Origin of the sequence: Sphingopyxis sp. FD7 (assembly GCF_003609835.1) — a bacterium.
Taxonomy (GTDB): Bacteria; Pseudomonadota; Alphaproteobacteria; order Sphingomonadales; family Sphingomonadaceae; genus Sphingopyxis.
In genome coordinates this window covers 2,300,701-2,327,247 of the sequence record NZ_AP017898.1, presented here as the reverse complement: position 1 = coordinate 2,327,247, position 26,547 = coordinate 2,300,701, and the positions used below count along the sequence as shown (strand labels likewise).

Annotated in this window: 26 protein-coding genes; 10 read left to right on the top strand and 16 right to left on the bottom strand. The window is 63.5% G+C overall.

The genetic code is table 11. The features are described from left to right. Positions 1 to 47 precede the first annotated feature (47 nt). A complete protein-coding gene (locus SPYCA_RS11035; protein ID WP_120222285.1) occupies positions 48 to 941 on the top strand; it encodes a prephenate dehydratase in 894 nt (297 codons plus the stop codon). A 5-nt stretch (positions 942 to 946) separates the two neighbouring features. Here SPYCA_RS11035 and SPYCA_RS11030 read toward each other — a convergent pair whose 3' ends face one another. The 5 genes from SPYCA_RS11030 to purT all read right to left on the bottom strand — a co-directional run bounded on the left by SPYCA_RS11030 (position 947) and on the right by purT (position 6,737). Continuing rightward, on the bottom strand, positions 947 to 1,621 hold the full coding sequence (locus SPYCA_RS11030) for a CDP-alcohol phosphatidyltransferase family protein (protein ID WP_120220396.1): 675 nt from the start codon (positions 1,619 to 1,621) through the stop codon (positions 947 to 949). 119 nt (positions 1,622 to 1,740) lie between these two features. Then, entirely contained in the window at positions 1,741 to 2,232 is a 492-nt protein-coding gene (locus SPYCA_RS11025; RefSeq protein ID WP_120220394.1) for a hypothetical protein, read from the bottom strand. Beyond that, complete coding sequence (polA, locus tag SPYCA_RS11020; protein WP_120220392.1) at positions 2,229 to 5,039, bottom strand: DNA polymerase I; 2,811 nt, start codon at positions 5,037 to 5,039, stop codon at positions 2,229 to 2,231. Before polA ends, SPYCA_RS11025 begins: the two co-directional genes overlap by 4 nt. A gap of 58 nt (positions 5,040 to 5,097) precedes the next feature. Then, entirely contained in the window at positions 5,098 to 5,562 is a 465-nt protein-coding gene (locus SPYCA_RS11015) for an AAC(3)-I family aminoglycoside N-acetyltransferase (RefSeq protein ID WP_120220390.1), read from the bottom strand. Continuing rightward, the gene (gene purT, locus SPYCA_RS11010; RefSeq protein WP_120220388.1) at positions 5,559 to 6,737 is read right to left on the bottom strand and encodes a formate-dependent phosphoribosylglycinamide formyltransferase; all 1,179 of its coding nucleotides are present in this window, start codon (positions 6,735 to 6,737) and stop codon (positions 5,559 to 5,561) included. The genes SPYCA_RS11015 and purT overlap by 4 nt, the downstream gene beginning before the upstream one ends. Before the next feature lie 145 nt (positions 6,738 to 6,882). Here purT and SPYCA_RS11005 point away from each other — a divergent pair, with 145 nt between their 5' ends. From SPYCA_RS11005 to ahpF, 3 genes are all read left to right on the top strand, one after another. Further along, positions 6,883 to 7,176, top strand: coding sequence for a hypothetical protein (locus tag SPYCA_RS11005; protein ID WP_146625128.1), 294 nt, complete (start codon positions 6,883 to 6,885; stop codon positions 7,174 to 7,176). Positions 7,177 to 7,388: 212 nt separating this feature from the next. Then, positions 7,389 to 7,952: an alkyl hydroperoxide reductase subunit C gene (gene ahpC / locus SPYCA_RS11000; protein ID WP_120220384.1), complete on the top strand. Its 564-nt coding sequence runs from the start codon at positions 7,389 to 7,391 to the stop codon at positions 7,950 to 7,952. A 129-nt stretch (positions 7,953 to 8,081) separates the two neighbouring features. After that, on the top strand, positions 8,082 to 9,638 hold the full coding sequence (ahpF, locus tag SPYCA_RS10995) for an alkyl hydroperoxide reductase subunit F (protein ID WP_172595155.1): 1,557 nt from the start codon (positions 8,082 to 8,084) through the stop codon (positions 9,636 to 9,638). A 133-nt stretch (positions 9,639 to 9,771) separates the two neighbouring features. On the opposite strand, the gene SPYCA_RS10990 is transcribed toward ahpF, so the two are convergent. Next, a complete protein-coding gene (locus SPYCA_RS10990) occupies positions 9,772 to 10,257 on the bottom strand; it encodes a GFA family protein (RefSeq protein ID WP_120220380.1) in 486 nt (161 codons plus the stop codon). Positions 10,258 to 10,310: 53 nt separating this feature from the next. Continuing rightward, a complete protein-coding gene (locus SPYCA_RS10985; protein WP_120220378.1) occupies positions 10,311 to 11,015 on the bottom strand; it encodes a glutathione S-transferase family protein in 705 nt (234 codons plus the stop codon). Positions 11,016 to 11,124: 109 nt separating this feature from the next. On the opposite strand from SPYCA_RS10985, the gene SPYCA_RS10980 reads away from it, so the two are divergent. Further along, the gene (locus SPYCA_RS10980; protein WP_120222284.1) at positions 11,125 to 11,487 is read left to right on the top strand and encodes a winged helix-turn-helix transcriptional regulator; all 363 of its coding nucleotides are present in this window, start codon (positions 11,125 to 11,127) and stop codon (positions 11,485 to 11,487) included. 26 nt (positions 11,488 to 11,513) lie between these two features. Here SPYCA_RS10980 and SPYCA_RS10975 read toward each other — a convergent pair whose 3' ends face one another. From SPYCA_RS10975 to SPYCA_RS10955, 5 genes are all read right to left on the bottom strand, one after another. Continuing rightward, the gene (locus tag SPYCA_RS10975) at positions 11,514 to 11,885 is read right to left on the bottom strand and encodes a type II toxin-antitoxin system VapC family toxin (RefSeq protein WP_120220376.1); all 372 of its coding nucleotides are present in this window, start codon (positions 11,883 to 11,885) and stop codon (positions 11,514 to 11,516) included. Between the two features lie 12 nt (positions 11,886 to 11,897). After that, complete coding sequence (locus SPYCA_RS10970) at positions 11,898 to 12,188, bottom strand: type II toxin-antitoxin system Phd/YefM family antitoxin (protein WP_197715341.1); 291 nt, start codon at positions 12,186 to 12,188, stop codon at positions 11,898 to 11,900. A 54-nt stretch (positions 12,189 to 12,242) separates the two neighbouring features. Then, positions 12,243 to 12,665 carry a hypothetical protein gene (locus SPYCA_RS10965; protein WP_120220374.1) on the bottom strand — a complete coding sequence of 141 codons (423 nt, stop codon included), beginning with the start codon at positions 12,663 to 12,665 and terminating at the stop codon, positions 12,243 to 12,245. 302 nt (positions 12,666 to 12,967) lie between these two features. Continuing rightward, positions 12,968 to 14,230, bottom strand: coding sequence for a YiiX/YebB-like N1pC/P60 family cysteine hydrolase (locus tag SPYCA_RS10960; RefSeq protein WP_120220372.1), 1,263 nt, complete (start codon positions 14,228 to 14,230; stop codon positions 12,968 to 12,970). Further along, a complete protein-coding gene (locus tag SPYCA_RS10955) occupies positions 14,217 to 15,065 on the bottom strand; it encodes a hypothetical protein (protein WP_146625127.1) in 849 nt (282 codons plus the stop codon). The genes SPYCA_RS10960 and SPYCA_RS10955 overlap by 14 nt, the downstream gene beginning before the upstream one ends. A gap of 119 nt (positions 15,066 to 15,184) precedes the next feature. Between SPYCA_RS10955 and SPYCA_RS10950 the strand changes: the two genes are divergently transcribed. After that, positions 15,185 to 16,356, top strand: a protein-coding gene (locus SPYCA_RS10950) for an IS3 family transposase (RefSeq protein ID WP_443029480.1) whose coding sequence is annotated in 2 segments (ribosomal slippage) — positions 15,185 to 15,449 and positions 15,449 to 16,356 — 1,173 coding nt in all. Because the reading frame shifts where the segments join, the coding sequence is not laid out codon by codon here. A gap of 57 nt (positions 16,357 to 16,413) precedes the next feature. Here SPYCA_RS10950 and SPYCA_RS10945 read toward each other — a convergent pair. The 4 genes from SPYCA_RS10945 to SPYCA_RS10930 are packed head-to-tail and all read right to left on the bottom strand — an operon-like array spanning position 16,414 to position 21,870. Further along, positions 16,414 to 16,887, bottom strand: coding sequence for a hypothetical protein (locus SPYCA_RS10945; RefSeq protein WP_146625126.1), 474 nt, complete (start codon positions 16,885 to 16,887; stop codon positions 16,414 to 16,416). A gap of 2 nt (positions 16,888 to 16,889) precedes the next feature. Further along, entirely contained in the window at positions 16,890 to 19,259 is a 2,370-nt protein-coding gene (locus SPYCA_RS10940; RefSeq protein ID WP_120220366.1) for a hypothetical protein, read from the bottom strand. 8 nt (positions 19,260 to 19,267) lie between these two features. Then, a complete protein-coding gene (locus SPYCA_RS10935) occupies positions 19,268 to 20,614 on the bottom strand; it encodes a hypothetical protein (protein WP_120220363.1) in 1,347 nt (448 codons plus the stop codon). Next, a complete protein-coding gene (locus SPYCA_RS10930) occupies positions 20,611 to 21,870 on the bottom strand; it encodes a Fic family protein (protein WP_197715340.1) in 1,260 nt (419 codons plus the stop codon). Before SPYCA_RS10930 ends, SPYCA_RS10935 begins: the two co-directional genes overlap by 4 nt. Positions 21,871 to 22,339: 469 nt before the next feature. Between SPYCA_RS10930 and SPYCA_RS10925 the strand changes: the two genes are divergently transcribed. From SPYCA_RS10925 to SPYCA_RS10910, 4 genes are all read left to right on the top strand, one after another. Next, complete coding sequence (locus SPYCA_RS10925) at positions 22,340 to 23,533, top strand: DUF932 domain-containing protein (protein ID WP_120220359.1); 1,194 nt, start codon at positions 22,340 to 22,342, stop codon at positions 23,531 to 23,533. Between the two features lie 127 nt (positions 23,534 to 23,660). Continuing rightward, positions 23,661 to 25,757, top strand: a complete 2,097-nt coding sequence (locus SPYCA_RS10920) for a ParB/RepB/Spo0J family partition protein (protein ID WP_120220357.1) — start codon at positions 23,661 to 23,663, stop codon at positions 25,755 to 25,757. A gap of 68 nt (positions 25,758 to 25,825) precedes the next feature. After that, a complete protein-coding gene (locus SPYCA_RS10915) occupies positions 25,826 to 26,344 on the top strand; it encodes a hypothetical protein (protein WP_120220355.1) in 519 nt (172 codons plus the stop codon). Beyond that, positions 26,331 to 26,546, top strand: a complete 216-nt coding sequence (locus SPYCA_RS10910; RefSeq protein ID WP_120220353.1) for a DUF6117 family protein — start codon at positions 26,331 to 26,333, stop codon at positions 26,544 to 26,546. Before SPYCA_RS10915 ends, SPYCA_RS10910 begins: the two co-directional genes overlap by 14 nt. Position 26,547: the final 1 nt, after the last annotated feature.

The window sequence follows — 26,547 nt, the reverse complement described above, 5'->3', positions numbered from 1 at the left end:
TGAGGCGGTGCCGCTATGCGCCGCGGTTCCAGCGTGGGAAGGCAGTCATGGGCAGTTATTCGGCTTCGGCGCAGCATCTGGTCGATAAAATGCGCGCATTGGCGCTTGCCGACCCTGCGCGCGGGCTGGCGTTTCAGGGCGCGCCTGGAGCGAACAGCGATCTTGCGGCGCGCGAATATGACCCCAATTCGCTGCCGCTCCCCTGCTATGCGTTCGAGGACGCGATCGACGCTGTGCGCGAAGGCCTGGTCGACCGCGCGATCATCCCGATCGAGAACAGCCTGCACGGGCGCGTCGCCGACATTCATTTCCTGCTGCCCGAATCCGGCCTGTCGATCGTCGGCGAGCATTTCCTGCCCATCCGCTATGGGCTGATGAGCCGCAATCTCGGCCCGGTGACGCGCGCGATGAGCCACGAACAGGCGCTCGGCCAGTGCCGCAAATGGCTGCGCGCGAACAATATCGCGCCCGTCGCGCACAGCGACACCGCGGGCGCCGCCGCCTGGGTCGCCGACAGCGACGAGGTCGGTCTGGCCGCGCTGGCGCCGCCGCATGCGGCAGACTTGTATGGGCTGACGCTGCACGGCACGGGAATGGAGGACGCCGATCACAATATGACGCGCTTTGTCGTCCTCGCGCGCGAACCCTTGCGCGATTTTTCGGCGATCGAAGGGCCGGTGATGACGACCTTCATGTTCGAGGTGAAGAATATCCCCGCGGCGCTTTACAAGGCGCTCGGCGGCTTTGCGACCAACGGCGTCAACATGACCAAGCTGGAAAGCTATCAGACGGGCGGCAGCTTCGCCGCGACCAAATTTTACGCCGACATCGTCGGCGCGCCGGGCGACGAGCGCGTCGACCGCGCGCTCGAGGAGCTCGATTTCCAGACCAAGTCGCTGCGCCTGCTCGGCACCTACGCGCAGGCGCGCCCGCGGCCCTGAACCCGCTAGCCGCCCCGGCGGCGCAGCATCCGCGCAGTGGTCGAGGTCTGGACAATGAACAGCGTGACGAGGATGCTTGACACGACCAGCGCGAACAGGTCGAACGCCGAAAAATTGGTGCCGCCGATGTCGCCGCCGCCGATCACCGGCATCAGCGCGGTCATCGCCATCAGCATCAGGCGCAGCTCGGTCGGCCCGCCCGCCATATAGGACAGGCGAAACTCACCCAGGATCTTGGCCGAAATAAAGGTGTGAATCGACAGCAGGAAATAGCCGATCACCCCCATCAGCGCGACGTCGAGCCGCATATAGGGGCTCATCCCGATCGCGCTGATCATCAGCAATGTCGCGAGCGCATCGACGCTGTGGTCGACGAAATAACCATAGTTCGGCCGCTCGATCCCGCGCCAGCGCGCGAGGCTGCCATCGAGCGAATCGCCGAACCAGTTGACGATATAGCCGAGAAGCGAAAGCCCCAGCCATTCGCTGTCGATCCAGCTGAGCAGATAGCCCGCGGCGACAAGCACCGCGCCCGCAAAGCCCAGCGCGGTGAGCTGGTCGGGCGTGACCCACGCGGGCAACCGCGCGCACAGCCAGTTGAGCAGGCGGCGTTCGCCGCGCGCGAGGATATTCTGCTGGATGCGGACCGGCGCCTTGGCGACGGGTTCGAACTTGCTCATGCGGACCCTTTGCTGCCGTCTGTCACAAAAGCGCCAGCCGGATGTCATCGAGCCGTCATAGAGCGAAAGTCGGGCTTGCGAAAGGGCGGCGTCTGCGCCGCGCCGCATGCACGCAGCGGTCAGTCGCGCCAGGGGCCGATTTCGCCGACCTCGCCGATGGTGCGGAACCGCACCGCGCCGTCGACCCACGCGACCTCCCACATCGGCGCGGGCCGGGCCCATTCGCCGATCACGAACAGCGGGAGCTTGTTGGCCGCAACGAACGCCAGATCGTCGGCGGTCGGGCCGGGGACGATCGTTTCGGATCGCTGGTGCAGCCGCACCACCGCGAGCGTCCCGTCGGGCGGGGCGGGGAGCGACTGGCGCACGGGAAAGCCCAGGCTGGCGGCGACCACCGGATACCCCTTGTCGTCGCGCGCGATCAGCAGCACCTTGTCGGCGGTCGGATAAGGCCCGCCGACCGGCCGCCCGGCAACCTTGCGCCCGGCGATTGCGGCGAACTCGCGCAGGTCGGTGTCGGCGATCGGTGCGGGACGCGCGGTTGGATCCGCCGCTGGCGCCGCAGCGGGATCGGCGGACAGCGCCGCGATGAACAGCAGGGCAGCGATCAATGTGCGTCGCCCCAGCTCTTGCCCGTCCCGATCTCGACTTCCAGCGGGACCGACAATTTGAGCGCGGGCTCGGCGGCACCCATCATCACCGCGCGGATGATCTCGCCAGCGGCCGCGGCCTTGTCCGCGGGCGCCTCGAACACCAGTTCGTCGTGGACCTGGAGCAGCATCTTCACATCGGCGAGGCCCGCATCGGCCAGCGCGCGCGGCATCCGCGCCATCGCGCGTTTTATGAGGTCGGCGCTCGTGCCCTGGATCGGCGCGTTGATCGCGGCGCGCTCGCTGCCCGCGCGTTCATTCTGGTTCGCCGCCTTGATGCGCGGAAACCAGGTTTTGCGGCCGAACAAGGTCTCGGTATAGCCGCGCGCGCGCGCCGTTTCGAGCGTGTCGGTGATATAGTCCGAAATGCCGGGGAAACGCTCGAAATAGCGGCTGATGAGCGCCTGCGCCTCGTCGGGGGTGATTTCGAGGCGGCCGGCAAGGCCCCAGCGCGAAATGCCATAGAGGATCGAGAAATTGACCGTCTTGGCCTTGCCGCGCGTGTCGCGATTGACCTCGCCGAACAGCTCGATCGCGGTCGCCGCGTGAATGTCGTCGCCGCGGGCGAAGGCCTCTTTCAGTTCGGGCACATCGGCCATATGCGCCGCGAGCCGCAGCTCGATCTGGCTATAGTCGGCGGCGATCAGCACATGGCCGGGCGCGGCGATGAAGGCGTCGCGGATCTGGCGGCCGACCTCGGTGCGGATCGGGATGTTCTGAAGGTTCGGGTCGGTCGACGACAGCCGCCCCGTCTGCGCGCCGACGAGGCTGTAGCTCGTGTGGACGCGCCCGGTCGTGGCGTTGATCTGTTCCTGCAAGGCGTCGGTATAGGTCGATTTCAGCTTGGAAAGCTGGCGCCATTCCAGAATCTTGCGCGCAATCGGCACCCCGTCGCGTTCGAGCCGTTCGAGCTCATTCTGGTCGGTCGACCAGTCGCCCGACTTGCCCTTGCGCCCGCCCTTGAGACCCAGCTTGTCGAACAGGATTTCGCCAAGCTGCTTCGGGCTGCCGATCGCGAAGGGCTGGCCCGCGAGGGCGTGGATTTCGCCCTCGATGCGCAGCATCTCGTTCGCAAACTCGCCCGACAGCTTGGCCAGATAGTCGCGGTCGACCATGATGCCCGCGCGTTCCATGCCCTCGACGACGGCGGCCAGGGGGCGGTCGACCATCTCGTAAACGCGCGTCCCACCCTCGATCGGCAGGCGGAGCTTGAGCAGCTTCCAGAGCCGCCACGCGACCTCCGCATCCTCGGCGGCATATTGCGTCGCGCGATCGAGCGGCACTTCGGCGAAGCTGATCTGCGACTTGCCGGTGCCGCACACCTCCTTGAACGACAGGCAGACATGATCGAGGTGCAGCTTCGCCAGCTCGTCCAGCCCGTGCTGGTGCTTGCCCGCGTCGAGCGCGAAGCTCATCAGCAGCGTGTCGTCATAGGGCGCGATGGCGATCCCGTGCTGCGCCAGCACGCCGATGTCATATTTGAGGTTGTGCCCGACCTTCAGCACCGCATCGTCGGCAAAGAGCGCGCCGAGGCGCGCCAGCGCGTCACTCGTCGCGATCTGTTCGGGCTTTTCGGCGAACATGTCGGTGCCGCCGTGGCCGAGCGGGATGTAACAGGCCTTGCCCGCCCCGGTCGACAGGCTGACCCCGACGAGCCGTCCGGTGACGCTGTCGAGGCTCGCGGTCTCGGTATCGACCGCGACGACATGCGCGGCGCGCGCGTCGGCGATCCAGCGGTCGAGCGCCTCGATCGTCGTCACCGTTTCATAAAGCGCGCGGTCGATCGACGGCATCGGCGGCAGGGTGGGCGTCGATGGCGCAGCGTCGGGCGCGACAGGCGCCGCGCCCGCGCGCGGCAGGGTCGGCGGGCCGGAGGGCGCCGTGCCAAGGTCGAGCTTTGCCGACAGCGAGCGGAAGCCATGCTCGTCGAGGAAACGCTTGAGCGGTTCGGGCGGGATTGCGCCAAGCTTCAGCGCGTCGAGCGGATCGGGCAGCGGGCAGTCGCGCTTCAGATCGACCAGGATGCGCGACAATTCGGCCATGGCCCGATGTTCGATCAGATTTTCGCGCAGCTTGCCGGGCTTCATCGTTTCGGCGCCGTCGAGCGCGGCGGTCAGATTGCCATATTCCTGGATCAGCTTGGTCGCGGTCTTTGGCCCGACGCCGCGCACGCCGGGGACATTGTCGACGCTGTCGCCCATCAGCGCAAGGACGTCGCCGACCAGATCGGGGGTGACGCCGAACTTCTCGTTCACCGCGTCGATCCCCATCCGCACATTCTTCATCGTGTCGAGCATGTCGACGTGCGGGCCATCGGCGGGTTCGCGGATCAATTGCATCAGATCCTTGTCCGACGACACGATGGTGACGTCCCACCCTTCGCGCACCGCGGCCTCGGCATAGGAAGCGATCAGGTCGTCGGCCTCATACCCTTCCATCTCGATGCACGGCAGCGAAAAGGCGCGGGTCGCGTCGCGGATCAGCGGGAATTGCGGGACCAGATCTTCGGGCGGCTCGGGCCGGTTCGCCTTGTACTGATCGTAGATTTCGTTGCGGAACGACTGGCTCGAATGGTCGAGGATGACGGCAAGGTGCGTCGGCCCGTCGGCGTCGTGCAGATCCTTCGCCAGCTTCCACAGCATCGTCGTATAGCCATAGACCGCGCCGACGGGCACGCCCTTTGGGTTCGTGAGCGGCGGTAGGCGGTGATAGGCGCGGAAGATGTAGCTGGAGCCATCGACCAGATAGAGATGATTCTTCTCGGACATGGCGCGGGGTGTAGCAGCGGCGATGCGAGCGGCCTAGCGCGATGTTCCCGCTTTCTTCCTATCCGCCGCGCGGCCGCGGGGGCAGGTCGAAATGCAGAACTTCCTCGCGCACGCCGAGCTTGGTGTAGAGGGCGATTGCGGGCGGGTCGGCATAGTCGGCCTGCACGAACACCGCCCAGGCGCCGGTATCGGCGGCGATATGCTGAAGCTCCGCGATCAGCGCGGTGGCGATGCCGCGGCGGCGGTGCGCGGCATCGACCGCGAGATCGTAAAGATAGATTTCGCTGCGCGCCGCCTCCAGCTTGGGCAGCTCATAGGCGGTGAGGCCGCCGACGATGTTGCCGTCCATCTCGGCGACAAGCAGGATGACCGCATCCTTGGCAAGCTGGCGCGCCAGCCATGCGTCGTCGGGACGATCGCGGCGATAGGTTGCCGGATCGTCGAAGGCGTCGGCATACAGCGCGTTGAGGGCGCGCATTGCGGCCACGTCGCCGGAGCCGAGACGGCGGATCGCGACGGTCATCGGTAATCGATCCCCAGCTTCCCCGCCGCCGCCACGGCCGCCGTCCGTGCGTCGTCGGTCGTCCCGCCCGCGACCTTCGCCAGCGCCACGCCCATGCGGCGCCAGGGCCGCGTGACGGGCTTGCCAAAGATGCGCGCGTCGACCGAGGTTTCGGCATCGGGCGGCGTCAGCGCATCGGCGAGACCGGTGATCGCGAAGTCGCGCGCGTCGCGGTCGGCGAGCAGCACCGCGCTCGCGCTCGCGTGCGGAACCGCGATCGCGGGGACCGGCAGGCCGAGGATAGCGCGCGCATGGAGATCGAACTCCGACAAATCCTGCGAGATCAGCGTCACCATGCCCGTGTCGTGCGGGCGCGGGCTGAGTTCGGAGAAGATGACCTCGTCGCCCTTCACGAAAAACTCGACGCCGAAAATGCCGTAACCGCCGAGCGCATCGACGACCCTGGTGGCCATATCCTCGGCCGCCGCCAGCGCGGCGCCCGACATTGCCGCGGGCTGCCAGCTTTCGCGATAGTCGCCGCGTTCCTGCCGGTGCCCGATCGGCGGGCAGAAGGTCACGCCGCCCTTGTGCCGCACGGTGAGCAAGGTGATCTCATAATCGAAATCGACGAACGCCTCGGCGATGACGCGGAGGCGATCGCCGCGCATCCCGGCGGCGGCATAATCCCATGCGGCGCCGATGCCGTCTGCATCCCTGACCGTGCTCTGTCCCTTGCCCGACGACGACATGACGGGCTTGACGACCAGCGGAAAGCCGATGCGCGCCGCCGCGGCGGCGAGTTCCTCGCGCGTCTCGGCATATTCGAAGGTCGATGTCCTGAGGCCCAGCTCGCGCGCGGCGAGGTCGCGGATCGCGTCGCGGTTCATCGTCAGTTGCGCCGCGCGCGCCGAGGGGACGACATGAAAGCCCTCGGCCTCGACTTCGGCAAGGATTTCGGTGCGGATCGCCTCAACCTCGGGCACGATATGGTCCGGGCGGTGCCTTTCGATCGCGGCGCGCAGCGCGTCGCCGTCGAGCATCGAGAACACCTCATTTTCGTCGGCGACCTGCATCGCGGGCGCGCCCGCATAGCTGTCGCACGCGACGACATGGCAGCCGAGCCGCTTCGCCGAAATCACGAACTCGCGCCCCAGCTCGCCCGAGCCCAAGAGGAGGATTTTTGCGGTGGGGGTCATGCTGCGCTCCGTTGCCCGTCCGAACACCGTCCGCTCCTAATCGGCGTGCCGTGACTTTGCCAGCGGCCAAATGGCGTCGCGCCGCGCGCCAACTTGTGATAGCTTGGGCGCAACCACCCTGGTGAACGCTGCGGGAGGGTCGATAATGACGGATGATTGGCGAGTGGATGACCTGGCGCTGTGCATCAGTCGGCACGCGCGCTATCCGCCCGAGGTTCGACCCGGCGCGGTCTTCACGGTGCGCGCGGTGATGACTGATATGCCCGACCTCGCCGGCGGCGCGGCGGGGACCGCGCTCAACTTTCGCGGCGTCCGCGAACTCGGTCCACGCGCTGCCTATTGCGCGCGGCGGTTCCGCAAGATCACCCCCGGCGCGCCCGACCGTTTCGATGCCGAGGTGATCGACCTGATGACCGCTGTGCAGGGTGCCCCACGCTAGGGCGAAACGCCGCATACCCCTCCTCGTCATCCCGGCCTTCGCCGGGATGACGTTTTAATCATGGATGCATCAAAGATTCATCGCGCTAATCGATTGCTTCGATAAGTGTGCCCGGAAAATTGGGGTTGAGTGCGGCGGCCGCTCGGCATAGCTGGCCCCTGCAAGTATTTTTGCAGTGCAGCAATCAGCAGCAATAAAGGAAACACTCTCCCATGGGTATCATCGGAAGCTCGATCAAGCCGTTCAACGCCACCTCCTATCACCAGGGCAAGTTCGTCCCCGTGACCGACGCCGATGTGAAGGGCAAATGGGCGGTTTTCTTCTTCTATCCGGCCGATTTCACCTTCGTCTGCCCCACCGAGCTCGAAGACCTCGCCGACCAGTATGAAACGCTGAAGGCCCTTGGCGTCGAAGTCTATGCCGTGTCGACCGACACGCATTTCAGCCACAAGGCGTGGCACGACAGCTCGCCGGCGATCGGCAAGATCAGCTATCACATGCTGGGCGACCAGAACCACGTCCTCGCCAACAATTTCGGCGTGCTGCGCGAAGATTCGGGCCTTGCCGACCGCGCAACCTTCGTCGTCGATCCCGACGGCGTGATCCAGGTGATGGAAATCACCTGCGAAGGCGTCGGCCGCAACGCCGAGGAACTGGTCCGCAAGATCAAGGCCGCGGTCCATGTCCGCGCCAACCCCGGCCAGGTCTGCCCGGCGAAGTGGGAAGAAGGCGCCGAAACGCTCGCCCCCTCGATCGAACTCGTCGGCAAGATCTAAGCCGACCGATTGGCAGGACCGGGCGGGCGGCGCTCGCCCGGTCCTTGCACCCTCAGAAAACCAATAACGCTCGTCGTGTCCCCCGCGCGGCGAACCCTTGCTCCTGTCCGAAAGCCTCTCCCCATGCCGATGCTCGACGCCAACACGGCCGCCCAGCTCAAATCCTATCTCGGCAACCTCCGCCGTCCGATCGAGCTGATCGCAAGCCTCGACGCCTCGCCCAAGTCGGCCGAGATGCGCAGCCTTGTCGAAGAGGTTGCGGCGCAGTCGGACCTCGTGACCGCGCGTTTCGACGGCGACGATGCACGCCGCCCCTCCTTCGCGATCCGCGGCGATGACGGGAAGGCCGAGGCCGTGTTCGCGGGCCTGCCAATGGGGCATGAGTTCACCTCGCTGATCCTCGCCTTGCTCCACGTCGGCGGCCACCCGCCCAGGGAAGACGCCGAACTGCTCGATGCGGTGCGCGCCCTGGAAGGCGATTTCACCTTTGAAACCTTCTTTTCGCTCTCGTGCCAGAATTGCCCCGATGTCGTGCAGGCGCTCAACATCATGGCGGCGCTCAATCCAAACATCCGCCACACCGCGATCGACGGTGCGCTGTTTCAGGACGAGGTCGAACGCCGTCAGGTAATGGCGGTGCCCGCCGTGTTCCTGAACGGCGAACCCTTCGGACAGGGCCGCATGGACCTGGCGCAGATCGTCGCGAAGCTCGACACCGGCGCGACGCAGCGCGCGGCCGAGAAGATCGCGGCGAAAGAGCCGTTCGACGTGCTCGTCGTCGGCGGCGGCCCCGGCGGCGCCGCGGCGGCGATTTACGCGGCGCGCAAGGGCATCCGCACCGGCATCGTCGCCGAACGCTTCGGCGGGCAGCTGCTCGACACGCTGGGCATCGAAAACTTCGTCTCGGTCCAGCACACCGAAGGCCCGAAGCTCGCGGCGCAACTGGAAGCGCATGTGAAGGATTATGACGTCGACGTCATGAATGCGCAGGAAGCCGCCGCGCTGATCCCCGGCGGCGCGAACGGCCTCCATGAGGTGAAGCTGAAAAGCGGCGCGAGCGTCAGGGGCAGGACAGTGATCCTGTCGACCGGCGCGCGCTGGCGCCAGATGGGCGTCCCCGGCGAGGCCGAATATCGCAACAAGGGCGTCGCATACTGCCCGCACTGCGACGGCCCCTTGTTCAAGGGCAAGCGCGTCGCGGTGATCGGCGGCGGCAATTCGGGGGTCGAGGCGGCGATCGACCTCGCGGGACTCGTCCAGCATGTGACCCTGATCGAGTTCGACGCCCAGCTTCGCGCCGACGCGGTGCTTCAGGCGAAGCTGGGCAGCCTGCCCAACGTCACGGTGGTCACCTCGGCGCTCACCACCGAAGTGCTCGGCAACGGCGAGAAGGTCGTCGGTCTGCGCTACCGCGACCGCAACAGCGATGAGGAGCATCGCGTCGAGCTCGAAGGCATTTTTGTCCAGATCGGCCTCATCCCCAACACCGAATGGCTCGGCGATGCGGTGGCGCTCAGCGATCGCGGCGAGATCGAGGTCGACGCGCGCGGCGCGACGAGCCAGCCGGGCATCTTCGCCGCGGGCGACGCGACGACGGTTCCTTACAAGCAGATCGTCATCGCGATGGGCGAGGGGTCAAAGGCGTCGCTCTCGGCTTTTGATCACCTGATCCGTTCGCGCGGTTAGCGCAGTAGACAGCGCAGCACCTTCCCCAATATCTCGTCATCCCGGCGAAGGCCGGGATCTCACCGTTACTTGGCATGGCGAGGTCGAGATCCTGGCCTTCGCCGGGATGACGGGATGGTGTTGGAACCAGTTTTTAGCCCTCCGGCCAGACTTCGGTGTCATGGTCGGGGTGCTGGTGGTTGCTCGCCCGGATCGCGCCGACCTGGGCGGCCATCGTCTCTTCGGTCGTGCCCTCGGCGGGGATGGCAAGCTCCTCGAACCACGGCAGCCGCGCTTCGAGGCCGAACTGATATTTCGGCGCGAACCGCGACGGGTCGTCGAACGATCCGGTCGTCAGATTGATATGCTTGCTCTCGTGATAATCATAGGCGAGCGGCGTCCCGCAATTGCGGCAGAAACCGCGCGCCGCCTTGTCGGAGCTGCGGAACCATGCGGGCGCCCCGCGCGTCCAGCGAATCGCGTCGCGCGGCACGCCGATCAGCGCGATGAAGAAATTGCCCGCCGCCTTCTGGCACATGCGGCAATGACAGATGTGCGAGGTGTCGAGCACCGCGCTGACATGATAGCGCACCGCTCCGCACTGGCAGCCGCCCGATGCCTGGGTTTCGATCCGGTCCATGGCCGAAAGCTATCAGCGGCGGCGCGGCCCCGCAACCGCGCCGCCGCATGACGTCACGCGCCGTAGCGCGCGATCACGTCGGCCAGCGGCAGATGGCCACGGCAGAGCCCGCTGCCCAGGGCGCTCTCCCCGCTTTCGAGCGCGGTGGCATAGACGACCGCCGGGTCGGCCTCCAACCGCGCGCGCAGCGCCGCGAGCTTCGGCCAGCGCGTCGGCGGGGCTACCTCGTGAAAATCGAGCCAGCGCGCAACGCCGACGAGCAGCGCGTCGGCGAGCGTCGGCCGGTCGCCGACCAGCCATGGCTCGTCGCCGATCATCGCTTCCAGCTTGTCGTGGCGGCCGATCACCGCTTCCTTGCCATATTCGCGCAAGGATGCTTGCAGCGCCGGGCGCGGCGGGTCCATTTCGAGCGCCACCCACAAGGGGCTGAAGGCGCCGGTGAAGCCGGTGTTGATGAACGCCATCAGCTGTCGCATCCGGTCGGCGTCGGCCGACAGCGGATCGGGGCTGATCCGCCGGTCGTCGTCGCGCGCGGCGAGCCAGCCCGCGATCGCCATGGTTTCGGTGAGCACGCGGCCGTCGTCGGTAATCAGCGCGGGGGTTTCGTGCCGCGCGTTGATGCGCGCATAGGATGGCTCGCGCATTTCGCCGAGCATGTCGACGCGGCACAGGCGATAGGGCTTGCCCAGCCATTCGAGCGCGGCGACAAGCCCCATGGAGCTTCCCAGCGGGAAGCCATAGATAAGGATCGGTTCCAAGTTATTGCTCCATCATCTTGTAAAAGGGGGGAGCTGCGCAGCGCTTTCGGATATAGGCCGCTCGTCGCGCGCGTAAATTACGCACCTTTTTGTAACCATGAGGATGATGATGAAGGATCTGGTTTCGCGCTGTCCGATCGAGGAAGTGATGCAGCTCTTGAGCGGGCGCTGGCCGACCCTGCTGATCTATTATCTCAGCGACGGGACCAAAAGGTTCAGCGAGTTGCAGCGCGACAATCCGACGATCTCGCACAAGATGCTGACGCTCGAACTGCGCAAGCTCGAGGACGCGGGGATCGTCGAGCGCACCGACTTCGACGGCTATCCGCGCCGCGTCGAATATGATCTGACACCCGCGGGCCGGCGCCTCGTCCCGTTGATCGACGCGCTCGGCGACTGGTGGGATTCGGTCGCCGCCGCCGACGGGGAAAACATGGGGGCGGTCGAACCCGTAACAGCGATCCGTGTTTGATCAATCGGTCGGCGCCGCGCACCGGATCAGATGCAGGAAACCGGATAGCGGCGGATATTGGCATCGGCGGTCACCAGCGTCATCCCCTCGCTCAGCGCATGGGCGATGAGCATCCGGTCGACCGGATCGCGATGAATATCGGGCAGGGCGGTCACCATGCGCCACATGTCCTGCGGAAGATCGACGAGCGCAAATCCCACGAGTTCGCCAAGCCGGTCGATCGGCTCGCTGAGAGGGATGCGGTTTGTCTTTTGGAGCTGGGTCAGCTCATAGGCTGTCACCGGACTCACCAGAATCGCGTTTTCGGGGTCTTCCAGCGCGCGTCGTTGCGCGCCGCTCAGCCGACTATCGTTGAGCACGATCCAGACGATGATATGGGTGTCGAGCAGCAACCGCATCGGCGGCGAAAATCAGCCGAATTTGCGCTTGATGCGCTCTTCATATTCCTCGTCGGTCATCGACGGCGGCACGTCGAAGGCTTCGGGCGGATAAGCGGCATATTTTTCGGCCAGACAGCCAAAGGCCGCCTTGCGCTTCGCCGCGATCGCCTCGCGTTCCAGCGCCTCGGCCTCGGGCAGCGCGACCAGGCGCACCTTGGGTTGGCCATCGCGCTGCACGATCACCTCCTCGCCGCGGAGCGCGGCGGCGACCAGCTCGGACAATCGCGTCTTGGCTTCGCCGATGTTGACATGGATCGTCACGGGGCGAAATTAGCATGACCAATCTGCTTAGCCAAGCAAATCGAGGTCGCGCCGCTACTTGAGAGCTTCAACGCCTCTCATAAGTTCCTCCCACCCTGTTCGTTCCTGAACTCGTTGACCGAGCAATCGAGACGCCACGACTTGAAGGGCACCTCGAATGACGGCTTCCTTCGCCCAAGAATCGATTTCAGTATCGTTCAATTGCCAAGCCTGCTGCAGCCATTGCGCAACTTCATAACCGGGATAGGCTCCGTTGGAATGAGCTTTAGCATAGGCGGTGAAGGCGATGATTAATTCGGACGCGTCGTGAACAATGCGCGTCGGCTTCCCCGCACCGCGAACAACGCGAAGTAGATTGGCGGCTGCCCTAACGGCGGCATCTTGGGACTCCGCAAGCGCAGTCGCATCTGGCTCATTCGGCAATATTCCCGAATGGACAAGAATGCGCTTGGGTGGCTCTTGCGGATCGTCGTCCATATCGCCTCATTCCCACTCGATTGTTCCGAGTGACATCAAGCCATTGAGATTATTGTAGAAAATATTTATTTTCATTCTGGTTCCCGAAGGCGTGGCCGTCACATTCTTAAGATTATGATTTTACGGGCAAAAACTGCGGATTTTTTGAGGCGATGGTTTCAGCTACAATCGCTACCAATTGGCTGTTTTACCACACCGAATTGCCAAAACGAGTCTCCGCGTCAGTTGTAGCTGATTACCGTCGAAGCGAAACCCGATTCTGATTCGGTCAGGCCAATCACTGCTACCTAGTTCTGCGACCATCAGGCCAGCGGGTAAAGTTCTTCTCCAAAACCTCGCCTGATCGCAACGCAATCGTCGCAAAGCCGCAAAGAGGGCACGCCCGGCATTGCGTCGGCTGCATTGGCCAGCCCGTAATCGCGCGCCGGATCGCCACATGAAGAACAGACGTTGATTGATTTCGCTCTTCGTATCGCGTGACGAGCAATCACGCCCAACTGCGGCTCAACGCGGTCCACGATCGAAAACCATAACTCGGAATGGGGAACCACTCTCTCCATGTATTGGGCGACGTCTGCGGGATGGTGCCGGAGTAGCCAGGCGCGGGCAGTCTCGACCCGAAGCTCATGGTTGCGAACCAATGTCTCATAAAGCTGAATCAGCAGTTTCAGCGTCTCTCGCTCGCTCGCATTTTGCGCGGCCTGATAATGCGCCAGGTTGATTGCGAACCTGACACCCCCTGAATAGGCTTCACGGATCGTATCGACGCAATAGGTCCGCAGGTCGGCGAGCATTTCCGGGGCGACGATGCTTTCCATCACAGCAAGGTCATATCGGTAGGGATGCGCTTGAAGTTCGTGCTTCCAGATATCGAGGTAGCCAGAATCCCGATAGGCCTGTGCAATCGCGGAGTCCCATTCCGGATGATTCCGCACGACCTTGTCCAGATCGTTGAAATTCTCGATTGTGGGATCGAGTTTACGCCCCGCCGTCAAGACGGCATTCTGGGAGTCGCGCATTTCTTGGAGCGGGTTCGGGCGCGCCGCAATGGCCTCCATCTCGGCGACCGACACAGCCTGCGTCACATCCTCCAGTTCGACGAGGAGCGGACTCTTTCGCAGATCTTCCGGAGTGCAGTAGTCCTGATCCGGCACGAGCCAGATACCAATGCTGCCATAGGCGCGAGCAACCAGGCGCGAGCAAAATTGCCGGCTGCCGCGCGGCTTGGCACCGCCAAGCACCGAGCGTGCCGCTTCCGATTTCGAATATCTTGTACCTATCTCGGAGCGAGCGAAATCAATGACGCGCGCCATTTCGGCAGGTGACAGTGCGTTTCGCAACCGGAAGGCAAAGACCGCTTCGTCTTCGTGGAAATACTCGCGTTGCAGGTTCCAAGCCTGAACCCCGTCAGCGGTTGAATCGATGATAGACCCGTGTTGCACGCAGATCATTGCATGGGAAACGATACCCCTGCTTGCTACGCGCACGAGCTTTCCAGCCTTGGTCCGGTTGGCGGTAAGGATAATGTCCCCGGGCCGTAGCCTGTCTATGTCAATCCGCTGCATCAGCGCCTCGCCGCACCCTGAATATCCGCGAGTAGCCACCTGGAATACCGCCGTCGAAAGCCTCTCGTTTGAGCGTCACCTTGCCAAACGGAATGTTTGCTTCGAAATCGTCGAGCGACGCCAAGAGGCCCTTCAGTCTTTCCACAGCGTCCAGGCTGACCGCCTGCTCCAGCAAGTGGAGCGAATGCAGAACGAACATGTCTTCCGCTTCGCGCGCCGCACTGGGGTCGTTCACATTTAGTTTGATCTTGAGCGTGTTGGCAGCCTGCTCTGAGCCGTCGATGTAGTAAGCAATGTTGTTTCGCCAAATGGCACCGTTGCCAAATTCGCGCATGGGGCTTGAAGCGAACCATTCGCCATCGAAGCTGTGGTGGTAGTGGCCGGTCTCAACGCCAAGGTCTGCCATGAACTGCATGGCGAAGTAGGGCGACCAGCCATCCTTTGGCTGAACTGCCGGTGGCGATTTCTCGCGCGCCGTCAACGCGCGCAGGGCTTCGAGCGAGTGCTTGAGTTCGGCCTTGTTTGATGGACGCGAAGTTTGCAGCGCTTTGCGCCACCGATCGAGCAGCACGACGTCGCCGCGAATCCGGGTTATGGCGAGCCAGCGAGCATAGGGAACCAGTCGGCTTTCGATCCCGAAGATGCCGATCGTTGTGAACATGCTGTTGTAGGCGACGTAGGTCCGCCAACCATACAGGAAGGGCAAAAACCCAAGCGACAGCAGTATGGGAATGACGAATTCCGAAGCAGTATTCCAGGTGGCAGCCTTCTGCCACTGTTCGACAGTCTTCAGCAGGCTGAAGCCGAGGTACAAAAAACCAATAGCCGTGGTCATACAGCTAAGCAGCCGCGCCGCTGGCGCGTGTTCGGGTTTGTGTTTGGCGAATTCTGAGGTGGTGCCGGTTTTCTGGACAGGATGCTAAGCTAATCCCGACCTGATGGATTGGTACGGGAATGAAGACGACGAGAAAGCGCTACAGCGCGGATTTCAAAGCCAAGGTGGCGCTGGAGGCGATCCGGGGCGACCTGACGCTGGCGGAGCTGGCAGCCAAGCATGGCGTGCATCACACGATGATCGCATCGTGGAAACGCCAGGCCATCGATGGGATGGCAGGCACCTTCTCCGGGGCCGGCGATGCGGCTAAGGTTATCAGCGAGAGCGAGGTAGAGAAACTGCACGCCAAGATTGGGCAACTGGTGGTGGAGCGGGATTTTTTAGCGAAAGCCTTCGGTCGATGAGCGTGGACTGGAGGCGGGCGATGGTTGAACCTGCTCACCACCGCCTGTCGATCTCGACACAGTGCCGTTTGCTGCGGATCAGCCGCTCATCCTATTACTACGCACCGGTGCCGGAAACGGACGAGACGCTGGCGCTGATGACGGTGATCGACACGGCGTTCCTGGACTGCCCATGGTACGGCAGCCGCCAGATGGCGCGGCACCTGCGGCGTGCCGGACACGAGGTCGGTCGCCGTCGGGCACGGCGGTTGATGGCGAAGATGGGGCTGACGCCGATCTACCAGCGGCCGCGCACGAGCGATCCGCACCCGCAGCACCGGATCTATCCATACTTGCTGCGCAAGCTGACGATCGAGCGGCCGAACCACGTGTGGTGCGCCGATGTGACATACATCCCCATGCGGCGCGGGTTCCTCTACCTGGTGGCGATCATGGACTGGGCGAGCCGCAAGGTGCTGGCCTGGCGCCTGTCGAACACGATGGACGCCGGCTTCTGCGTCGCGGCGCTGGAGGAGGCGCTGGCCCGGTTCGGCAAGCCAGAAATCTTCAACACAGACCAGGGCAGCCAGTTTACGTCGCAGGCCTTCACCAGCGTGCTGCGCGACGCTGAGGTCCGCATCAGCATGGATGGTCGGGGCCGGTGGATGGACAACGTCTTCATCGAACGCCTCTGGCGATCCCTGAAGTACGAATGCGTCTATCTCCATGCCTTCGAGACCGGATCGGAACTGCGGGCTGGCCTTGGCCGGTGGATCACCTATTACAACACCCAGCGTCCGCACTCGGGCCTGGCCGGGAGAACCCCAGTCGAGGCCTATAGGCGGATCGGACAATCAGATCATGGGGGGCATGCCCCCCATGATCTGATGATCAAACAGGCGGCATAACGACAACCGGGATTAGCTTAACTTAGCCGCCAAACTGTCCAAGAAGGCGGGACCACCTCATTCTCCTGTCAGCGCAATCAAGGTTACCAGCGGAAAGGCGATTAGCTCGACGATCAGCGGAAACGTGTGAAGCCCGGTTATAAACACCAGCACAGCCGTCACCGAGACGACGTCGCGGGTGATCTTGCCAAGGCTTGCAGGTCTTTCCTTGGCGTTCGCCACCTCGAACATCGTGACGAAGGCAAAGGTGGCCAGCCAGAGGATTGTCGTTTTCAAATTTGTTGCCGACCACAGGCCAAAGCGCTGCAGCGCCCAGATTTCTGCCCCTGCATAAAGCGCGGCAATGGCGAGAGGAGCCAAGAGCACCGGCTTTGCGAGGGCCTTCAATACACCAACGGCGCTTGGACGCGTTGACCGATGAAAGACTACAAACGCCGCGAATGCGACCAACCAAAATGTGGCGGCGGCTTCACGCGTGTTCACTGTGCCCAGGAAAGCTTGCGCGGCGTCGATTGCGCTCTCGCCGGTCAATGTCACACCGCAAACCGGGCGGCAAAGGCATGAACCTGACCAGCCTCCCAAACGGGTTCATCGGCATCAGCTATCGCCCGCTCGCGCGCCCGTTTCGCCATCCACTGGCGATAGCTTGGCTCGGGGTGCTCTTTTTCCAGCGCCTTGATCGCAGCGTAGGTCTCCGCGCCCGGCTCAGACGACAGCAGATTGAACAACTTGTTGCGCGCGTCCTGCGCGTTGTCCCGAAGCGTTGGCGAGTAAACGCCGCCATTGGCCCGGTTGAGATCTTCGCTCGACTTGATGTAGCGATGCATCAAGACATAGAGATCCTTGAGATGCGCAGCCGTCTTAAACGCGCCTGTCCGGTAGCCTGTCCCGTGCCGGTCGCCCAGCAGTGATACGACGAAGAGCTGGGCGAAGTCCGAACCGCCTGCCTCACCAAGGCCTTCCAGTTCTGCCGTGAGAGCCGGAATGGCGTCCTCCGGTGCGTTATCGACCCACAGCGCATACCAGCGCGGACGCTGCTCGGCTTCGACCCCGACGGCGAGTTTCGCCTGCGCCAAACCACCAAGCTCGCCCGGCGACACCCCGGAACTTGACAGGATGTTGAGGCAATAACGCAGATTGTCAGCGTTGCGCATGTCGTTGGAACGCAGCCAATCACGGATCAGCGGCGCGACCTCTGCGTGCAGCCAAGGTGCATGGTAGAGGATGTCATGAAGGATATGGTGGGTCGGCTGATCGGCCTTGCTATGGTCCAGCTCCCAGATCAGTTCCTTGGCGACGGCTTCAAGTCCGGCTTTCGGGTGCGCGCGGTAGAGCGGCTCGAACCAGCGCGGGAACCCGTTCAACTCCCAGGCCACGTAGCGCAGGGCATGCCGGGCATCTTCGTCGCTGAGTGCGGTGAGGAAGTTTTCGGTTTCATCAAACTCGATCGCGATCCCCGCCATGGCGAAGATGAGAGCATAAGGCGTCGATCCAGTATCGCCCCCTTCCGACCGCAGCACTGGGCGATACGGTCGCCAAAACGCGATGGCCGCGTCACGATAGGCCTGCGCAACCTCGTCGCCGAATTCGGGGGTCAATTGCCGCCACGCCGCACCCCAATCGCGATCACGCGAGATGCCGTCGCCGCGCACACTGTGCAGCAGATGATATTGGTCATGGCTGAACTCCCCAGGCTTCAGTCCCTCTGGCGAGCGAACCCGGTTTGGGTCCGCCTTGAGCGCCCGCACCCAGTCAGCCCGATCGCGCTGCTCCCTGGCTTCCCGTGCCCTTCTTTGACGCTTCCACTTGCGCTCCTCGGCCTGCATGTCCCGCACTGCCTGTGACGGGCGGGGATCGGTCCGTTCGGCGAGCGCCGTTTCCAGTTCGGCCTGACCTGACGTGGCGTCTCGCATCTGTTCGAGCCATTCGGCCGGTCGATCCTCGCCGACAAAAAGGACAAGGCAGCGCGAAAGGGCAACCAGCCGGTCATCGAGCGCCTCCATTTCGCGCACCCAGCCTAGGCAGCGATCAAAATCGTCGGCCCCGAAGCGCCAGAAAGGGCTCATGAACGAAATCTGCCAGTCATCGACCAACCGCTCGCCTTTGGCGACGAGGTGCGTGCGACGCTCGGCAACGCTCGTCCAGTACAGGAGATCGTTCAGTTCCTGCCAGCGCGGGACATTGGCATTGAGGGCGGTCTTATAGTCTGCCCCGTCATCGCTACGCCAGAAGCGCACCGCAGGCACTTTGCGCAGGATTGCGAGAGCGCCAGCTTCCAATGCCGCTGATGCACGGCCGCTCACCAAGCGATCCACAGCATGGAGCGCGGGGCCCATAAGCCAAGTAAACGCCTCGGAGACATGGCACTCGCCACGCTCGATATAAGGCTCACGATCGAGAAATCCGTTGAGACCTTCCACGAGTCGCGCAACGGGCTGTTCGGGCGCTGCATCGGCCATGATCGGCAAACGGTCGATGAACCGATGCATCGCTTCCGATAGCCCCGTCGCTTCGAACCGCTCATATGGCGGCAGCCGATCAATGGTTGCGAGCAACAGTTCGACGCTGCGCAATGTCGGCGTCTCCCACTCGAGAATTTCAGCCAGCAGCCTTCTGTCGAGCGGGCCTGTATGCGCGGCAATGGCCGACCAAAGGCGATCTTTTTGCGCCTCATCTCCCAGAGTCATGATCGCGCGAATAGAGGCGATACGCGCGTAGCGGCCGCGCTCCGCTTCGAGTGCGATCTGTTCCAGCGCGGGCAGGCATTCGCGCATCTCGCCCTGCCAGACTAAGCGCCCCATGAAGAAAACGACGTCGTCGTCGCTGCCGAAGCGTTCGAGCAGCGCCAGCGCATCGGCACCAAGATCGGGGGCAGCAATGCGCTCAATAGCTGTATTGTCCATGATCCCTCTCACTTCGCGTCTTCGGCGATTTGCGTGACGATCCCGGCCAGCATTTGCTGACGCACCGCCAGAGGCAATTGCGATGGATCGCCACCCTCGCTGGCGATATCAGGTTCCAGCGCCAGCGCCCGGTCACGCACGCCTTCGTCGAGAACGAGCAACCAGCACAAAGTCGGTCGCAGCTTCGGTACGATGACCTGTTCGCCATATTGCGTGCGGAAGAACAGGGCTTCGACCTCGGGTCTTGCGCCTAGGCGGTCGAGCAGTTCTTTCGCCCATTCCGCCGTCAATAACTCGCGGATTTCGCGGTGACGGAAGCGCACGCTCGCATACACGATGTCGTCGAAGATGCCGGTGCGCAGGAGCGCATCCAGTTCCTGCTCCGACCATTCGGGCAAGACTGCCGCCGGATCGACACGATCATCCTTGTTGCCATCGTCAGGGAGCGAGACGATGCTCCTCCCGGTTAGCGTCACTGCTGCCGCTAGTGCTCGCGCACCGCTGCGCGCACGGGCTGGCTCGATCTTCGGCGACGCTCCCGTTTCCGACAGGGGTGACAGTTGGAGTTCGATCAGGCGCTGCAACACTTCGAGACGGCTGCCAAGCGCCCCATCGGCTTGCCATTTGCGGATTAGCGCCTTCAAATCGAACGGACGTTCCGCCAGTGTCATCAAATTGCCACGCTCGATCGCTGTGACAAAAGCGTTCACGTCGACCGCGTGGTGCGCGGCAAACAACTTGATCTGATCGATCTTCAGGCCGCCGAGGCGGTATATCTTGAGGACGCCGTCGCTGTCGGCTTCGTCCGAATCTCGCTGATCTCCATCCTGCGCTTCCGTTGGCGCACCGTGGGGCAGGTATTGCTCGACCAGCGTGCGATCGGACAATGCCTGCCAGGCGTCTTCCCGGCTGGTGATGATAATCTTCGCGCGCTCGCGCGCGATATGGATGCGCGCGCCGAAAACCCGGATGGCTTCTTCAAGCGCACGCGGTGTACCGAGTTGCGCTTCGTCGACGGAATCGAGGAAGAAAAACGCTTCGCCGTCGTTCGCAAGCCAGTCGGAAAATTCCGCTGCCGTTCCGACCTCGAACGCATCTTCGAACGCGGCGTCGATCGCCTCGATACGAATGAAGAAGGCCTTGGCACCCTTCTCACGAAGTTTGGTGGCGCGATCTTTTGCCTCGAACGTCTTGCCTGCACCGGGATCGGCCAGCACGAGGACGCGGTAGTGCTCCTCGAGCTCGCGCCATCCTTGCACCGCGCCGCTTGGCTCAGGATGCAGAAACTCCCAATCGCCCAGCAATGGCTTGGCCGGGACAAAACGGCGGATCAGGGGAACGATGACGTCCTTCATATCCGCGTCCCCGCATTGGCCGGATAGAGGTTCGGAAACCAGCGCTCAGCGACATCGGCGGGGAAGGCGAGCCTTAGGGCCGCTTTGTGCGAGGTTGCGGTCAGCATGCCGCGCTCGACCAGGGCGGCGGTGACATTGCGCGCGCCGCGCTCTTCATAGCCGGTGAGCATCGGGATTTTGGCGCGTTCGACCTCGCCGGCCAATACAGCCTCGCGCAAGACCGCATAGCTGCCACGTTGCAACCGCTTGGAGCGGATCTCTTCCTCGACATGGATTTCGATGCGCCGCAGCAGCATATCCGGCTCAAGCAATCCGTTCATGAAGCGGATCTGGTCGATCGAGCGCTCCAGAAAGAAGCGGCAAAAGGCGATCAGGCCGCGTTGGGTCAGATTGCCCCGGCCATCCCGGTCGCCTTCGCGCGGCCCGTCGGCCTGCGCGAGCAGTTTCTTGTAAAGCTCCTCATCGCGGGCAAGGCCGCGTGCAACCGACCAAAGGCTGGTTCCGATGCCCAGCCGCTTGAACAAGGCGTGCGACATCAACCGCGCGACACGGCCGTTGCCGTCGAGAAAGGGATGGATCCACAAGAAACGGTGATGGACAGCACCCACGGCCTGGATTTGTCGGAAACTATTGAGTGGTGGCGAGGTGTAGGCCCGATCGAACCGGACCATGAAGCGCGCAAGGTCGGTATGCTCGGGTGGGAGATGCCGCCCAACCTCGACATCACGGGTCCGCCACTCGCCCGGAACCACAGGGAGTTTTTCGCCGGTTTGCGGATTCGTCACCCACAGCATCTCGGGAGGCAGCCGCGAGCAGAATTCTTCATGCAGCCAAGCTGCATAGGCAGCGGACGCGGGCCAAACGTCTGGATCGCGGCCTTCGTCGATCAGCCGCTGGACGTGGATATGGGCAATCGCTTCCTGCTGCAGTTCGCGGCGCTTGGGCTCCGCAGAGAAGTCGTTGGCCAAAGCGCGATCGATGTCGCGCGGATGCGTATCATGTCCCTCGATGAGGTTCGAATAATAGCAGTTCATCGACCGAACGAGGTTTCCCATGGATTCGCAAAGAATGGGGTGCGCGCGACCCGCGAGGCGATTGGCCTCGGCGATCAGTGTCACGACCTCGTCTTCGAGGTCTTTCGATGCCTCCTCGGGCACCATAGGTTCCATAGTGGCAATATCCATCGCGTTTATGTGCCGGATTTCATGCCGGTTGTAAATGTTGAAAATACTAGCTTTAATTGACAATTTGGACAATTTTATGCCGCTTCATGTGCCGGATAAAACAACAATTTTCCGGGAAGGGGAAGGTCTTCCCCTGAGCGCGAGCCGCTGCGCTTCTCTCGCTACCCCTTCGAGCGGGGACACCCCGCAACTCCCCGAGAATCGGAGCGGGGCTGTTGACGCGCTCTGTCTCGAAGACCCTGCGGGCCTTCTCCTGAGGGCGCCGCGTTTGACGTTGAAGGGCCCGCGCGCACTCTGAACCGGCGGTAACGATATCACGCGCAGGCGACGAAAGCCGACAGACCCCGCCTTTCCGCCTGCGCTAGCAAGGGCAAGCGATACCTGCCTCCCTTCAGGGTGCGGTTTCTTGTCTTGGCGTTCTCGCTGGCCGCTCGCGCGACACACAGCATGAGCAGGTGAGAGTGAGAGGTTGGCTGGCTTCGCCGTGACGGGATGAGGGTCGAGAGAGAGGCTCCCGGCCGCCCGTCATGGAGGTTTCCCCATGAATATGCAGGTTCTCGATGCGCGCCGCGACGTTGGCGGCGGCTATAAGGTTGATGTCTCACGCGGCCAGCGGATTGGTCGGGTTTCGTCGGAGTGGTTCTCGCGGCCCGATGATGAGCGCTTTCTCTCGCTTGGCGATCTGGCGTGTTCGGTGCGCGGGCGTTCCGAGCGCAGCCGGACCCGCGTCGTCGAAAGCGCGCTCATCCACGTCGAAGCAAACCGCAACGATCCTGAGCGACTGGCACTGATCCTGCCCGGCACCGATGCCCCCGTCATGCCGACGCACTGGAGCTTCGGCCAACTGGCGAGCCAGGTCGGCGCGCCTGCCGCCTATCTGCGTCAACTTCCGGCACCGCTCGCGGCGATCAATCTGCAATACGGCCTGACCTCGCACCGCGCCGAGCAGATCAAGACGCTCGAAACCGACAACGGAAGGCTCGAGCTGCGCGCCGTGACTGGGCCAGACTATGGCAGGATCTACGATCATGAACTCGTCGAAGCGGTGCAGAAGATCGCAGGTAATGGCACCGGCGACACGCGCTGGAAGGTGCCTGGCGTGCTCGACTGGTCCACCGGCGTCTACAATCCACGCGTCGATATCACATGCGACACGACCACGCTTTACGCCTCGGACCGTGATGTGTTCCTGTTCCTGGTCGACGATCTCAATCCGATCGAAGCCGGACGACTGCCCGACGGGTCGCCCGATCTCTACTTTCGCGGGTTCTACTGCTGGAACTCCGAGGTTGGGGCTAAAACGCTTGGCATGGCGAGCTTCTACCTGCGCGCGGTTTGCCAGAACCGGAACCTCTGGGGCGTGGAAGACTTCGAGGAAATCAGCATCCGCCACAGCAAGTATGCGGCGAACCGATTTGCCCACGAAGCTGCGCCGGCGCTGGAAGGTTTCGCCAACTCCTCGCCCCAGCCGTTCGTCAACGGCATCAAGGCGGCGCGCGAACGCATCGTCGCTCGCACCGACGAAGATCGCAGCGACTTCCTGCGGAACCGCGGCTTCTCCAAGGCCGAGACCGGCAAGATCATCGAGACCGTGCTGGCCGAGGAAGGTCGCCCGCCTGAGTCCATCTTCGACTTCGTGCAGGGTATCACCGCGCTGGCGCGCGACAAGGCCCACCAGGATGCCCGCCTCGACATGGAGGGCAAGGCCAAGAAGTTGCTCGACCGGGTCCATTGATCCGGGCTCTTCCCGTCTGTTGTCCCGCGTGGCGCTGCCTTCTCCGAAAGTGAGAGGGCGGCGCTTTGCTTCGTGACGGGTCGAGGCCGAGAGAAAGGCTCCCGGCTGCCCGTCATGGAGAACACCCATGACCACGTCTCAAACCAAGTCGTCGGCCAAGCCACTGCCCAAGCTGGTGCTCAGTTCCTCACGCGACATCCCCTTTTCCCAGCTGGTGCTGAGCCAGAAGAACGTCCGGCGCGTGAAGGTCGGCATCTCGATCGAGGATCTGGCCGATGACATCTATCGCCGGACCCTGCTTCAGAGCCTCAATGTCCGCGCGATTGTCGATGCCGATGGCCAGGAGACTGGCCAGTTCGAGGTTCCTGCCGGCGGTCGCCGCTTCCGCGCGCTCGAACTGCTGGTCAAGACCAAGCGGATGGCGAAGGATCAGCCGGTGCCCTGCGTGGTGCGCGAGGCCGGCATCGCCGAGGAAGATTCGCTCGCCGAAAACGTGATGCGTGAAGGCCTGCATCCGCTCGACCAGTTCCGCGCCTTCAGCGCGCTGATCGAGGCTGGGCTGTCTGAAGAAGACATCGCAGCGCGGTTCTTCGTCTCAGTCTCGACCGTGCGGCAGCGTCTGCGGCTCGCTTCGGTCGCGCCCAGCCTGCTCGACGCCTACGCCGACGACGGCATGACGCTCGAACAGCTCATGGCTTTCACTGTCACCGACAACCATGCCCGCCAGGAGCAGGTCTGGGAACAGGTCAATCAGGGGCACCATGCGCCTGCGTACCAGATCCGCCGCCTGCTGACCGAGGATGCCATTGCTGCGAGCGACCGCCGCGTGCGCTTCATCGGGCTTGATGCTTACACCGAGGCGGGCGGCTATGTGATGCGCGACCTGTTCTCATCGGACGACGATGGCTGGCTGCAGGATCCGGCGCTGGTCGAACTGCTCGTCTCCGAAAAGCTGTCCGAGATCGCCAAGGAAATCGGTGCCGAAGGCTGGAAATGGGTCGAAGCGGCGGTCGATCTGCCCTACGGCTGCGAGCGCGGCAAACGCCGGATCACCGGCACGACCGCGCCCCTGACCGACGAAGAACAGGTGCGGCTCGATTCGCTGGTCGAGGAATACGACGCGATCGGCGAGGAATATAGCGATGGCTGCGACCTGCCCGACGAGGTCGATGCCAGGTTGACCGAGATCGACGCCGAACTCACCGCGCTCAATTGCCGCCCGGTCAGCTATGAGCCGGAAGAGCAGGCCCGCGCTGGCGTATTTGTGTCGCTCGCACACGACGGGCGACTGCGGATCGATCGCGGCTATGTTCGGCCGGAGGACGAGCCAGTTGCCGAGGGCCAAGATGCGACCGAAACCGGGAGCGTTGGCGGCACCGCCCAGCGCACTACCGTCGTGGTCGGCGGCCAGGTGCAGGATACCGGCGGTCAGGACGACGAGGACGACGCCATTCGTCCGCTGCCCGATCGGCTCATTGCCGAGCTGACCGCCGAACGCACGGTGGCGCTTCGTGATGCCGTGGCCAACGCCCCGCAGGCGGCCTTCCTCGCTCTGCTGCATGCGCTGACCCTGTCGGTGTTCCGCTCGCATAGCACCCAGGGCTGCGTGCAGATCGCCGTCACCCAGGCCTGGCTCGGCAATGTCGCCCCGAACCTGCGCGAGTGCAGCTGGAGCCAGTCGATCCAGGCACGACACGAGCAGTTGGGCGAAAAGCTGCCCGACGAACCGCAGGCACTGTGGGATGCACTCGCCGCCATGCCGCATGACGAACAGATGGCGCTGCTCGCGCATTGCGTGTCGCTCGGCGTCAACGCCCTGTTCGAACCTACCCGGGGTTATGACGGGCGCATCTCGGCCCACGGCGTGGCCCAGCGGATCGCGGCAGCCGATGCCCTCGCATCCGTCGTTGGGCTCGACATGGCGCAGGCGGGCTGGACGCCGACGGTCGACAATTATCTCGGCCGCGTGACCAAGCCGCGGATCATCGAGGCCGTACGCGAAGCCAGGGGCGATGCGACCGCCGTACTGATCGAGCACCTCAAGAAGGGCGACATGGCGCGCGAAGCCGAACGCCTGCTCGATGGCACGGGCTGGTTGCCCGAACCGCTGCGTCTGCCAGTCGCCGAGCCGGATGAAGGCAGCACTGATCTGCCCAATTTCCTGAACGACGACCATTCCGACGCCGACGAAGCATACGATCCCATGGCGATTGCCGCCGAATGAGCGGCTGCGCGGGGCGGCTCCGGTCGCCCCGCCAACCTTCATCCCCAATTCCATCAAGGAGCCACGTCATGGCTGACTATTTCACGCCCACCGTGATCGATCCGGTGATCCCGCTCGCCGCTATGTTGCCGATCGAACGCATGTTCCTCGCACAGGTTTTCGACGAAGAGCTGAATGGCGAGACCGCATACTATTTCAGCGAAGACGGCGCGAACGACCTGATCTCGCTGCCCGCTGCCGAAGTTCGGGCAGCACTTGATGCCGCGACGCCCGAAACCAGTCGGCTCGCGCAGAAGCTGATTGACGAGCAGGCCGACGCCATCCTTGGCGATGACGACATCGACCTCGACATGTGCGGTGACCTCTGGGCCGACGTCCTGCAGGATATCGTCCGCCGCTCGCCGGATCTCGACCATCTGACCGTCACCATGGCGTTCACCTGCTCGAAGATGCGGCCTGATGGCTTCGGCGGGCTCGCAATGCTGATCACCGCCAGCACCATCCGCTCGGAATCGACGTACACGCTGTTCGACCGCTTCTACGTGGAAGCCCAGGCCAATGGGGAGATCGGTCATGGCCATTCCTGACTATGCCCGGCGCAACTTCGAAACGCTGCTCAAAGCCGCCGAGGCCGGTGACCTGGCGCTGATGGAATGCACCGAGGTCGAGAGTGGCGAGACCCGCTTCGTCCTCTGCGCCGTTGGTCGCAATGACGGTGATTACGTGATGACGCCATTCGGCCATCTCGCCCCTGGCAACCCCTACGAAGCCTATATCCCGCCCGCCTGAG

Excerpts from the sequence above, each read along its gene's own strand:
- SPYCA_RS10915 (WP_120220355.1), top strand. The coding sequence starts at position 25,826 with ATGGCTGACTATTTCACGCCCACCGTGATCGATCCGGTGATCCCGCTC.
- SPYCA_RS10990 (WP_120220380.1), bottom strand. The coding sequence starts at position 10,257 with ATGGACCGGATCGAAACCCAGGCATCGGGCGGCTGCCAGTGCGGAGCG.
- SPYCA_RS11005 (WP_146625128.1), top strand. The coding sequence starts at position 6,883 with ATGACGGATGATTGGCGAGTGGATGACCTGGCGCTGTGCATCAGTCGG.
- SPYCA_RS10955 (WP_146625127.1), bottom strand. The coding sequence starts at position 15,065 with ATGACCACGGCTATTGGTTTTTTGTACCTCGGCTTCAGCCTGCTGAAG.
- SPYCA_RS10960 (WP_120220372.1), bottom strand. The coding sequence starts at position 14,230 with ATGCAGCGGATTGACATAGACAGGCTACGGCCCGGGGACATTATCCTT.
- SPYCA_RS10940 (WP_120220366.1), bottom strand. The coding sequence starts at position 19,259 with ATGGACAATACAGCTATTGAGCGCATTGCTGCCCCCGATCTTGGTGCC.
- SPYCA_RS10965 (WP_120220374.1), bottom strand. The coding sequence starts at position 12,665 with ATGGACGACGATCCGCAAGAGCCACCCAAGCGCATTCTTGTCCATTCG.
- SPYCA_RS10935 (WP_120220363.1), bottom strand. The coding sequence starts at position 20,614 with ATGAAGGACGTCATCGTTCCCCTGATCCGCCGTTTTGTCCCGGCCAAG.
- ahpC (WP_120220384.1), top strand. The coding sequence starts at position 7,389 with ATGGGTATCATCGGAAGCTCGATCAAGCCGTTCAACGCCACCTCCTAT.
- SPYCA_RS11030 (WP_120220396.1), bottom strand. The coding sequence starts at position 1,621 with ATGAGCAAGTTCGAACCCGTCGCCAAGGCGCCGGTCCGCATCCAGCAG.
- SPYCA_RS10910 (WP_120220353.1), top strand. The coding sequence starts at position 26,331 with ATGGCCATTCCTGACTATGCCCGGCGCAACTTCGAAACGCTGCTCAAA.
- purT (WP_120220388.1), bottom strand. The coding sequence starts at position 6,737 with ATGACCCCCACCGCAAAAATCCTCCTCTTGGGCTCGGGCGAGCTGGGG.
- SPYCA_RS10980 (WP_120222284.1), top strand. The coding sequence starts at position 11,125 with ATGAAGGATCTGGTTTCGCGCTGTCCGATCGAGGAAGTGATGCAGCTC.
- SPYCA_RS11035 (WP_120222285.1), top strand. The coding sequence starts at position 48 with ATGGGCAGTTATTCGGCTTCGGCGCAGCATCTGGTCGATAAAATGCGC.
- SPYCA_RS10920 (WP_120220357.1), top strand. The coding sequence starts at position 23,661 with ATGACCACGTCTCAAACCAAGTCGTCGGCCAAGCCACTGCCCAAGCTG.
- ahpF (WP_172595155.1), top strand. The coding sequence starts at position 8,082 with ATGCTCGACGCCAACACGGCCGCCCAGCTCAAATCCTATCTCGGCAAC.
- polA (WP_120220392.1), bottom strand. The coding sequence starts at position 5,039 with ATGTCCGAGAAGAATCATCTCTATCTGGTCGATGGCTCCAGCTACATC.
- SPYCA_RS11015 (WP_120220390.1), bottom strand. The coding sequence starts at position 5,562 with ATGACCGTCGCGATCCGCCGTCTCGGCTCCGGCGACGTGGCCGCAATG.
- SPYCA_RS10975 (WP_120220376.1), bottom strand. The coding sequence starts at position 11,885 with ATGCGGTTGCTGCTCGACACCCATATCATCGTCTGGATCGTGCTCAAC.
- SPYCA_RS10925 (WP_120220359.1), top strand. The coding sequence starts at position 22,340 with ATGAATATGCAGGTTCTCGATGCGCGCCGCGACGTTGGCGGCGGCTAT.